Source organism: Lachnoanaerobaculum sp. MSX33 (assembly GCF_000512995.1).
In the GTDB taxonomy this organism is placed as follows: domain Bacteria; phylum Bacillota; class Clostridia; order Lachnospirales; family Lachnospiraceae; genus Lachnoanaerobaculum.
Genome location: NZ_AZXX01000084.1, coordinates 113,598 through 123,525, shown reverse-complemented (window position 1 = coordinate 123,525; position 9,928 = coordinate 113,598). Strand labels below are relative to the sequence as shown.

At 34.6% G+C, this 9,928-nt stretch carries 12 protein-coding genes; all 12 read left to right on the top strand.

Annotation, left to right across the window (positions count from 1 at the left end; genetic code table 11):
• Positions 1–33 precede the first annotated feature (33 nt).
• The 12 genes from HMPREF1495_RS10040 (at position 34) to HMPREF1495_RS09985 (ending at position 9,924) form a co-directional block, all read left to right on the top strand.
• Positions 34–324 carry a hypothetical protein gene (locus HMPREF1495_RS10040; protein ID WP_007593828.1) on the top strand — a complete coding sequence of 97 codons (291 nt, stop codon included), beginning with the start codon at positions 34–36 and terminating at the stop codon, positions 322–324.
• Positions 321–815 carry a DUF3368 domain-containing protein gene (locus tag HMPREF1495_RS10035; RefSeq protein ID WP_007593826.1) on the top strand — a complete coding sequence of 165 codons (495 nt, stop codon included), beginning with the start codon at positions 321–323 and terminating at the stop codon, positions 813–815. The genes HMPREF1495_RS10040 and HMPREF1495_RS10035 overlap by 4 nt, the downstream gene beginning before the upstream one ends.
• A 152-nt stretch (positions 816–967) precedes the next feature.
• On the top strand, positions 968–2,152 hold the full coding sequence (locus tag HMPREF1495_RS10030) for an MFS transporter (RefSeq protein ID WP_034214385.1): 1,185 nt from the start codon (positions 968–970) through the stop codon (positions 2,150–2,152).
• 118 nt (positions 2,153–2,270) lie between these two features.
• Entirely contained in the window at positions 2,271–3,074 is an 804-nt protein-coding gene (locus HMPREF1495_RS10025) for a glycosyltransferase (protein ID WP_051007209.1), read from the top strand.
• A gap of 101 nt (positions 3,075–3,175) precedes the next feature.
• Positions 3,176–4,162 carry a GHMP family kinase ATP-binding protein gene (locus tag HMPREF1495_RS10020; RefSeq protein ID WP_034214382.1) on the top strand — a complete coding sequence of 329 codons (987 nt, stop codon included), beginning with the start codon at positions 3,176–3,178 and terminating at the stop codon, positions 4,160–4,162.
• A gap of 10 nt (positions 4,163–4,172) precedes the next feature.
• Entirely contained in the window at positions 4,173–5,117 is a 945-nt protein-coding gene (locus HMPREF1495_RS10015; RefSeq protein ID WP_007593814.1) for an NAD-dependent epimerase/dehydratase family protein, read from the top strand.
• 8 nt (positions 5,118–5,125) lie between these two features.
• A complete protein-coding gene (locus tag HMPREF1495_RS10010; RefSeq protein WP_034214378.1) occupies positions 5,126–5,725 on the top strand; it encodes a D-sedoheptulose-7-phosphate isomerase in 600 nt (199 codons plus the stop codon).
• A 10-nt stretch (positions 5,726–5,735) separates the two neighbouring features.
• A complete protein-coding gene (locus HMPREF1495_RS10005) occupies positions 5,736–6,329 on the top strand; it encodes a hypothetical protein (protein WP_034214376.1) in 594 nt (197 codons plus the stop codon).
• Positions 6,329–7,108: an ABC transporter permease gene (locus tag HMPREF1495_RS10000; protein ID WP_034214373.1), complete on the top strand. Its 780-nt coding sequence runs from the start codon at positions 6,329–6,331 to the stop codon at positions 7,106–7,108. The genes HMPREF1495_RS10005 and HMPREF1495_RS10000 overlap by 1 nt, the downstream gene beginning before the upstream one ends.
• A 12-nt stretch (positions 7,109–7,120) precedes the next feature.
• Complete coding sequence (locus HMPREF1495_RS09995) at positions 7,121–7,864, top strand: ABC transporter ATP-binding protein (RefSeq protein WP_034214372.1); 744 nt, start codon at positions 7,121–7,123, stop codon at positions 7,862–7,864.
• Entirely contained in the window at positions 7,857–8,930 is a 1,074-nt protein-coding gene (locus tag HMPREF1495_RS09990) for a glycosyltransferase family 2 protein (RefSeq protein WP_034214370.1), read from the top strand. The genes HMPREF1495_RS09995 and HMPREF1495_RS09990 overlap by 8 nt, the downstream gene beginning before the upstream one ends.
• A gap of 13 nt (positions 8,931–8,943) precedes the next feature.
• Positions 8,944–9,924 carry a glycosyltransferase gene (locus tag HMPREF1495_RS09985; protein ID WP_034214368.1) on the top strand — a complete coding sequence of 327 codons (981 nt, stop codon included), beginning with the start codon at positions 8,944–8,946 and terminating at the stop codon, positions 9,922–9,924.
• Positions 9,925–9,928 lie beyond the last annotated feature (4 nt).

Sequence of the window (9,928 nt, the reverse complement as noted above, 5' to 3'; positions counted from 1 at the left end):
TTGTACTTAATAAAAAACATATGGAGGGATAATATGGTAACTACAGAGACAGTAACTATTAATGTGCCCATAGGTATGTCAAGGTATCTTGTCGCAATAGATCCTGAGTCTGAGCTTAGAAGAAATGCTTTGCTTTTATATCCATATATATATAACCAAACAATATCACATGGACGAGCAGCAGAAATCTTAGGTATCAGTAAGTCGGAATTGATTACGATTTATGATAAACTTGGATATTCATATTATGATTTTATACAAGATGATTTGGAAGAAGATATAAATACATTTAAGCAGTTAAAAAGTATAAGGTCACGACTATGATTGTGGTTTCTGATACAACGCCGTTGATTTCTCTTTTAAAGATAGACAAGATATGGTTATTGGAAAAGCTGTTTGGAAAAATATTTCTGCCGGAAGCAGTGTTCAATGAATTGGTAGTAGACAAACGTTTCCATGAAGAAGCACAAATAATTAGAAATGAAAATTGTATTGAAGTTAGAAAAGTATGTAGCCCAGAAGCGGTAGATATTCTTAGGAGAGCTACAGGACTTGATGTTGGTGAGAGTGAAGCGATAATTTTAACAGATGAGTTAAATGCAGATGTACTATTAATGGATGAAGCGAAAGGGAGAGATATATCAAAACAACTGGGACATAAAGTGATGGGTACCATAGGTATAATTATGGTGGCTTATGAGGAAAATGTGCTGACATCTGAAGATGTAAAGGAATGTATTGAACAACTGAAGAAATCCGGAAGACATATAGGGCAAAGGTTTTATAATATGCTACTGAGCAGGTTGGACAGTTAGTGGTTATAATAGTATCAGTTGGATGGATTTGAGAGGAAGGGATTATTCCTTCCTCTTTTCGCAGTATGACGTTAGATAAAATAAAAGTAGTGTTGTTTTGATATAGAAAAAGGAAAGATGCCGGAGATGGAAATAGGAAGCGGAATCATAAAATGAAAGATAAAAAGATAAATATCCAATATATTTTATTACAAGGGCTATATTGGATGATGTTTTGCCCAAGTGCCGGGTTTATTGCGTTTTATTTACAGGGCAACGGTTTTGGCAATAGTATGATAGGTGTTATTACAGCTGTGTTTTGTTTGGTGGCAGTAATATTACAACCTATGGCGGGGAATTTATGTGACAGAATAAAAATTCTTACATGGAAAAGAATGATTGTATTATTAGGATTACCATATGTACTTATATGTATTATGCTGTTTATTGTAAAAGAGAGGTGGCTGGTTGCAGTTTTGTTCGGCTCGATGTATATAATAGCAAGTATATATTTGCCGATGATAAATACAGCACTGTTTGCATATGAGAGAGAAGGGATAAAACTCAATTTTGGAGTTGCAAGAGGAACAGGATCCGCTATGTATGCAATTATGGCGCTGCTTATCGGTAATATGGCACTTAGATTCGGGACAAAAATAATACCTGCTTCCGGCCTTATAATAATGGTTTTATTATTATGTGTTGTAAGTACAATGCCCCCCACAAAGAAATCTGCATCGGAGAGTGTGGAATATGAGCAAACAAATGTAATCGGTTTTATAAAAAAATATCCATATTTTTCTATAATGCTTTTGGCGGTGCTTTTTATTTTCTTCTCACATAATATTATAGGAACATACCTTTTGCAAATTGTACAGTCTCTAGGTGGTAACAGCAGTAATCTCGGAACGGCAATGTTTATTCAGGCGGTTGTGGAGATTCCGGTTTTGTTTACATTTTCCTTTATTATGAAGAAGATAAAAGTGGGAAATCTTATGATTATTGCATGTGCAGGGTATATATTAAGAGCGGTACTTTATTTTGTGTCAGTTAATATCGGAATGATATATATTACTCAACTTTCACAGATATGCAGCTTTGCAATAATGGCCGCGGCTTCAGTATATTTTACAGGAACAGCAGTAAGAGAAGAAGACCATGCAACCGGACAGTCGTTTATGTCAGGAATGATGTCGGCCGGTACTGTGCTCGGTTCATTATTTGGTGGAGCCATACTTGACTATATGGGAATGAGAGCACTTTTGAGTGTGAATATCTTGCTTAGTGTTATAGGAACCGGGATAGCGATATATTCGGTGAGAATGATGAGAATTAAGAAAAATTTTAATCAAGTATAAGAATAATAAAATAAAGCCGGGTAGTAAAAGTGTGGGCTACTTGGGTATAATACTAGGCAAGTTTAAAATGAAGCTTAAATGATTATGAGAGGGAGTAAAATTGGAATTTTCAGTGTTAATGTCTGTTTATATAAAGGAAAAAACCGAATTCCTGGAAAGAGCGTTGGAAAGCATATATAATCAGACGTTAAAACCAAAGGAAGTAATATTGGTAAAAGACGGATTACTGACCGAAGAGCTTGAAACTATAATATCTAAAGAGATAAGAAAGTTTAATGAAAGCAATATAGATTTTACATGCATACAGTTGGAAAAAAACATGGGACTTGGAACAGCGTTACAAACAGGTCTGGAAAAATGTTATTGTGACTATATTGCCAGAATGGACAGCGATGATATAGCGGTCAGTGACAGATTTGAAAAACAGGTGAATTATATAAAAAAGAACCCTCAAATATCGGTTGTAGGCGGATATATAAATGAGTTTATTGAGGAAGGTAAAATAATAAGAACAAAGACAATGCCGCTAAAGTACAAAGAGCTTTATAAGTACGGAAAATATAGAAATCCTTTAAATCATATGACAGTTTTATTTAGGAAAAAGGACGTTATTGATTCCGGCGGATATCAGCCTATGAAGGGACTGGAAGATTATTATCTTTGGAGCAGAATGCTTGCAAAAGGATATAAAATATCTAATATAGATAAAGTATTGGTAAATGCAAGACTTGGAGATTTTTCAAACAGAAGAGGAGGAATTGGGTATTTCCTTACATATGTTAAGCTTAGAAAAACTCAAAATAAGTTGCATTATACCAATATACTTGAATTCATCATAGGCGTGATGTTTACGGCAGTAATTACTTTAGCACCGAACAGTATAAGAGGCGGATTGTATAAGGTACTTAGAAAGTCCGGTTAGTAAAGCATTTCGGTAAAAATGCTTTTATATAAAAGTAAACTATGCTATAATGTCAGACGATTATATACATTGATCAAAGAGATTGATATAAGGAGAGAAGTATGATTATTACAAAGACCCCATTTCGAGTAAGTTTTTGTGGTGGTGGAAGCGATATGGCTAACTTTTATGAAAAATATGGTGGATGTGTACTTAGTACATCTATCAATAAATATTGCTATATTTCAATTCATCCATATTTTAATGAGAATCAAACATTACTTAAGTATTCTGAAAATGAACTTGTGGATGAGATTTCTCAAATAAAACATAAAATTTTTAGACAGGTTCTTGGTGATATGAATGTTCATGGAGTGGAGATAACATCTACAGCAGATATTCCGGGAGGAACCGGGTTGGGGTCATCAAGTACCTTTACTGTAGGGCTTTTGAATACACTTAATTGCTATAATGGAAAGTTTGTTTCAAAGAACAAGCTCGCTGCTTTGGCTTGTGAAGTAGAGATTGAAAAACTTGGAAATCCGATAGGAAAGCAAGATCAATACGGTGCAGCACTTGGCGGTCTAAACTTTATAAAATTTAATCAGGACGGTTCTGTATCACATGAACCGATAATGATGGAGGGAAAGACATATAAAAAACTTCAAAAAAACCTGCTGATGTTCTACACAGGTACAACACGTTCTGCAAATACTATATTGGCGGAGCAGACAAAAAACATAACTTCAGAGGATAAGGCTAAAAATCTTCTCAAAATGTGTGGACTTGCAAAGGATATGAAATCAGCTTTGGAAAGCAATGATATTTCATCATTTGGAAAAATCCTTGATGAGGGATGGCAGCTAAAGAAAGAGTTGGCGTCAGGCATTGCAAATCCTGCAATCGATGAAGCTTATGAGATTGCTATGAAAAATGGTGCTCTAGGCGGAAAGCTTTTGGGTGCCGGTGGTGGAGGATTTCTTCTGTTCTACTGTGAAGAAGAAAAACAAGAACAGCTTAAGAAAGCCATTGGACTTAAAGAGCTGGATTTTTCATTTGAAAGAGACGGAACCAGTGTAATCTATATCGGAGATAAATATTGGAATTAAAGGAGAGATTATGAAAGTATTAGTTGCAGGTGGCGCAGGATTTATAGGTAGTCACTTGATAGACAGTTTGCTTGCAGAGGGTAATGAGGTAGTATGCATTGATAACTTCTTTATAGGAACAAAGAAGAATATTGAGCATTTGATGGACAATCCGAAGTTTAAATTCTATGAGCAAAATCTTTGTGACAGAGAAAAACTGGAAGCTGTATTCGAAAAAGAAGGCTTCGAGTATGTATTTCATTTGGCTGCAAACTCAGATATTCAAGCAAGTGCAAATGACCCCTCAATAGAGTATGAAAATACATACTCAACAACATTTGAACTTCTTCAAGCTATGAGAAAGTATGGTGTAAAGAGATTTTTCTTTGCTTCAACATCTGCAGTTTATGGAGAGAAAGAAGGAAAAAATGTATCTGAGGATGAGCCGAATCTTCGTCCTATATCATATTACGGAGCGGCAAAGCTTGGCTCGGAAGCGCTTATATCAGCCTACAGTTATATGAATGATATAAAGGCGCTGATATTCAGATTCCCAAATGTTATAGGACCAAGACTCACACATGGTGTTATATTTGACTTTGTAAAGAGGCTTAAGGATGACCCAAGTCATTTAAGAATACTCGGAGACGGAACACAGTGTAAACCTTATATTTATGTGCTTGACCTGGTAGAGGCAATAATGCAGTTTAAGGATGTGAAGGATACAGGAATCACACTTTATAATCTTGGAGTAAGCACACAAAGTAGTGTAAAGACAATTGCGGATATAGTTGTAGATAAGATGGGGCTTACAGGTATACCTTATGAATATACAGGAGGAAAAGGTGGATGGAAGGGGGATGTTCCTAAATTCCAGTATGACCTTTCTAAAATTCATGAGGCCGGATGGAAAGCAAAGCATGAGTCGGATGAGTCGGTAGCACTTACTGTAGAAAATGTATTAAAGATGAATTAGAGGTGAAAATGGATTATACAAACAGTATTAAAGACTATATTGCTCTTGAAATAGAGACATTAAAAAAATTAAATGTAGAAGATATTAATAAGGCTATGAATTTGATGGATGATACCAGAAAGGCGGGAGGAACCATCTTTGTATTCGGTAACGGTGGAAGTTCCGCTACCGCATCACATTATCAAAATGATTTCAATAAAGGTGTAAGTGAGTATCTCTATAAGAAGGGAGAACCGAAGTTTAAGCTCCTTTGCCTTAATGACAATGTTGCTACAATGATGGCGATTGCAAATGATATCGGATTTGAGGAAGTTTTCAGATTCCAGCTGGAGGGAGTTATAAAAGAAGGAGATATTGTTATGGCAATCTCCGGAAGCGGTAATTCTAAGAATGTCTTGAATGCAGTAGAGTATGCCAAGTCTTGTGGTAACAAGATAATAGGAATTACAGGCTATGACGGAGGTAAGCTGAAGGAAATGTCAGACGTTTCTTTATGCGCTGATGTAATGAGTATGCAAGTAACAGAAGATATACATATGATTTACGATCATCTTATTATGAGTATTTTTTATAAGACATTGGCAGGAAAAGATCATTTAAAAGCATAGGAAATAGAAGATGGATAATCTTTTTTTTACAGTATTATTGATTGTTGGAATTGTCATATTGGCAATTCCACAATCTGTTTCTAAGACAGTAAAGAAGGTGTTGCTGATACTGCTGGTTTTAGCTGTAGTATTTAGTACAGCTTTTTTCATAAATATAACACTAAAGAATGATGTTATTATAATTGCAACCGGAGAGAAAAATGAAAAAGCTGATGGTAGGGAAATATTTCTTAAGGAAGTTATTATAAACGGAAAGAGTAAAAAACCAAAAGAAATTTTTTCAAAGGGATGGATTGAAAAGGATGACGGATTGCTTTGGAGAGATTATGATAAACCTGATGACTTGAAGGACAGTATTAAAGCAAATTTTGATTGTAATGACAAGGTTGTACTTGTTCTAAAACAGAATAAATGGCAAGGTAAAGCCGAAGTTACATCTGAACAAAATGAACAAGCTAAAAAGGATAAACAAGAGTTCGATGGGTATGTGGATTCCGAGTCTGACAGCTGGATGAATCTTGAGGTTGATGTTAGCGATAAGAGTGGACTTTTAAAAAAGTATCCATTTCTTAATATACTCATAGGTATTGTGGGTGGCAATTGATGAATATATTTATAAATAAAATAAAACAATACCAGTTTATGTTCAGTGAATTGGTAAAGCGAGATTTCAATAAAAGATATAAAAGATCCGTCCTTGGTATACTTTGGAGTATGATTGCACCGCTATTTCAGCTTCTTGTCATGAGCTTTGTGTTTGACAGAGTCTTCGGAGACACTATGGATCACTATACTATATATATGTTTGCCGGACAGCTGATGTTCAACTACTTCAGAGAGGCTACAGACAATGGTATGCAGTCTATCACATCAAATGCAGGTATTATAACAAAGGTAAATGCACCGAAATATTTGTTTCTAATATCAAAGATAATGGCGGCATCAATCAACTTCCTGCTTACATTGGTGATATTTTTTATATTTGTAATAGCATATAGGATTACAATTACCTGGAAGTTTATATTTATTATATTTCCGATTGTATGCTTGTTTGTACTTATAGTAGGTACAGGCTTGATATTGTCGGCAATGTTTGTATTCTTTAAAGATGTACAGTATCTTTATGATATATTTACACTTGCATTGATGTACTTTACAGCCATATTTTACGATGTAAAGATATTTGAAGGAAGTATAGTGGCAAAGCTTATTTATTTAAATCCGGTTTTTGTATATATAAATTATCTTAGAGAGATAGTACTGCATAATACGATACCGTCATTTACATATCATTTATATTGTGTATTTTATGCATTACTTATACTTCGTATAGGTATGTGGATGTATAAAAAGTATAATTATATGTTCTTGTATTATATTTAGGAAGGTACACTTATGAATATGATAGAAGTGGATCATGTCTCTGTAACATATATTCTTGGAGATATAAAAGAACTTTCATTAAAAGAGTTCTTTATCAGGAAGATGCATGGAGAAGTGATTACAAAAGAGTTTAAAGCACTGGATGATATTACCTTTCATGTGGAGAAAGGAGAGCTTTTAGGAATTATAGGCTCTAACGGTTCGGGTAAGTCTACTATATTGAAGGTTTTATCAAATATTATGCCGGCTTCAGCAGGAACCGTTAAGGTAAACGGTGTAGTAGCACCGCTACTGGAGTTGACAGCCGGATTCGATGATGAGATGACTGTAAAGGAAAATGTTTATCTGCGAGGAGCTTTACTTGGATATACAAAGAAATTTATCGAGGATAAGTATGACGAGATAATAGACTTTGCAGAGATAAAGGATTTTGAGGATGTAGCATTCAGAAAGCTAAGTTCAGGTATGAAGTCGAAGATAGCATTTTCACTTGCATCATTTGTAAAACCGGATATACTTATATTGGATGAGGTATTGTCTGTAGGTGATATCTCCTTTAAGGCAAAGTCTGAACAAAGGATGAAGGAACTCTTTGACAGCGGCGTTACTACCATCTTAGTTTCACATGCAATAGAGCAAATCAGAGAGATGTGTACAAAAGTCCTTTGGCTTGAAAAGGGTCATATGAGAGGCTATGGAGACACACAGGAGATGTGTGATGAATATGAAGCATATATGAGAGGTGAGCATGCCTAAGGTTACGGTACTTTTACCGGTATATAACAGTGAGAAGTATATTAAGGAAAGTATAGACAGTATCATAGCACAAAGCTTTACAGATTGGGATATGCTTATATTGAATGAGTATGGTTCAAGTGAGAAATGTACCGAGATAGTAAAGGAATATGAAAAGAAAGATGCAAGAATAAGAGTTATTCAAAATACTAAGCGCTTAGGGCTTGCAGAGTCACTGAATCTCGGCATGAGAGAGGCAACCGGAGAGTATATAGCCAGAATGGATGCAGATGATATATCGAGAAAAGACAGATTTCAAAAAGAGGTGGATTTTCTGGATTGCCATCCAAATGTGGTTGTAGTAGGTTCATATCAGCATCACTTCGGAGTAGACATAGACTGGATACATAAACCGGCGACTGAACCGGCGCAGTGTAAGTGTAATGCTGTTTTTTTCTGTGATCTGTGTCATTCTACTTTGATGTTAAGAAAGAGTATTTTCATAGAAAATGACTTGTATTATGACAATACATACTTAGCGGAAGATTTTGAACTTTGGAGTAGAGTGATCGATTTTGGTGATATTGCAAATATTACTGAAGTACTTGGAGAATATCGTGTAGGTGAAGATAATATAACTTTAGAAAAGAAGTCAAAACTTCATCTTGAAAGCGGAAGAATAGTAGCAAAGACGCTGAAAAGAACTATAGGTCTTGATCTTTCAGACGATGAGAGTGTACTCTTTGATAATTGGAAGAATGATTATTTCGAGATAAAAGATAAGAATAAGAAGAAAGAAGCCTATAGGTCGTTGAAAAATATTCTTATAAGGATTTATGAGAAAAATAGAGAAGTAAACTTTTTTGATGATTATGCATTGCTTAGGTCTATTCGTGCGAAATGGGCATGGGCAAGAGGAGGAGAGCCATTCAATAGAATGGTTGATGTTGACGGTGGTATTGAATCTATCTTTAGAATAAAATATCCGAATCCTTATATAAATCGCTTTTATTATTTTTGGAAAGAGAATAAGGGTATAAAAGCAAAGGTAAAAAAGATTTTTAAGAAAATAAAAGAATTATTCTAGAAGGGAGAAAGCCATGCTGTTAAGTATTATTGTGCCGGTATATCAGGTAGAGAAATATCTGAAAACTTGCATTAAGTCAATGCTTGATTGTCATGGCTTTTCTTATGAAATAATACTTGTAGTGAAGCCTTCAGGAGATAAAAGCGAGCACATTGCAAATGACATACAAAAAGAGTATTGTGACAGGGTAAGGATAGTTAATCAAGACGGAGACGGACTTTCGAATGCAAGAAATGTCGGATTAAGGTATGCAATTGGTGATTATGTGGCTTTTTTTGACAGTGATGACTATATAGATGCTAAAGCATTTTCCAATCTTATGAAAAGCTTGGAGAGTAGGATGCCTGTAGATGCAGTTATATCAGATTACTATATAGTCGGAAACTCAAATAATATCTCACAGGTTGATACTATAGAGGGAGAAGAACTTATATGTGATAACGTATATCTTGAGATATTCTTGAAAAAGAGGAGAAACTACTGGAATGCGTGGCAGTATGTTTTACGGAGAAATTTTATTATTGAAAATAAATTGCTTTTTTTGGAAGGAGTTTATAGTGAAGACATTGAGTTTGCCACCGGAGTCATTTTGACGGCAAGTAGGTTTGCTTTCTATGGTAAACCATATTATTACTATAGGATTGGCAGAGAAGGATCGCTTGCCAATAAAGTTACATTAAAACATGTTGTTGACTTGATGGATATGCTAAACATTAGCATAAAAAGAATATTAAAGGCAGACTTCTTGTATAAGGATATTTTGATAAACAAATTAAGCTTACAATATATTTTATCGTTTGTTATGATTTATGATGTTGATATAGAAGACAAAAATAAATCAAAAGAGTATATTGCTAAAAACAAGAAAATATATTTATCAATGAAACATATGAGGGTTGTAAAAAAGATGTTTTTAAAAATTGGCATAGCACCATCGGCATATGTTTTAAATATTATTAGAAGTACGAGAAGATTGTTACTTAGAATGCATTAGGAGT

Bases quoted from the DNA above. Each gene is read 5' to 3' on its own strand.
- HMPREF1495_RS09995 (WP_034214372.1), top strand. From the start codon at position 7,121: ATGAATATGATAGAAGTGGATCATGTCTCTGTAACATATATTCTTGGA.
- HMPREF1495_RS09990 (WP_034214370.1), top strand. From the start codon at position 7,857: ATGCCTAAGGTTACGGTACTTTTACCGGTATATAACAGTGAGAAGTAT.
- HMPREF1495_RS09985 (WP_034214368.1), top strand. From the start codon at position 8,944: ATGCTGTTAAGTATTATTGTGCCGGTATATCAGGTAGAGAAATATCTG.
- HMPREF1495_RS10025 (WP_051007209.1), top strand. From the start codon at position 2,271: ATGTCTGTTTATATAAAGGAAAAAACCGAATTCCTGGAAAGAGCGTTG.
- HMPREF1495_RS10000 (WP_034214373.1), top strand. From the start codon at position 6,329: ATGAATATATTTATAAATAAAATAAAACAATACCAGTTTATGTTCAGT.
- HMPREF1495_RS10010 (WP_034214378.1), top strand. From the start codon at position 5,126: ATGGATTATACAAACAGTATTAAAGACTATATTGCTCTTGAAATAGAG.
- HMPREF1495_RS10020 (WP_034214382.1), top strand. From the start codon at position 3,176: ATGATTATTACAAAGACCCCATTTCGAGTAAGTTTTTGTGGTGGTGGA.
- HMPREF1495_RS10030 (WP_034214385.1), top strand. From the start codon at position 968: ATGAAAGATAAAAAGATAAATATCCAATATATTTTATTACAAGGGCTA.
- HMPREF1495_RS10015 (WP_007593814.1), top strand. From the start codon at position 4,173: ATGAAAGTATTAGTTGCAGGTGGCGCAGGATTTATAGGTAGTCACTTG.
- HMPREF1495_RS10035 (WP_007593826.1), top strand. From the start codon at position 321: ATGATTGTGGTTTCTGATACAACGCCGTTGATTTCTCTTTTAAAGATA.
- HMPREF1495_RS10040 (WP_007593828.1), top strand. From the start codon at position 34: ATGGTAACTACAGAGACAGTAACTATTAATGTGCCCATAGGTATGTCA.
- HMPREF1495_RS10005 (WP_034214376.1), top strand. From the start codon at position 5,736: ATGGATAATCTTTTTTTTACAGTATTATTGATTGTTGGAATTGTCATA.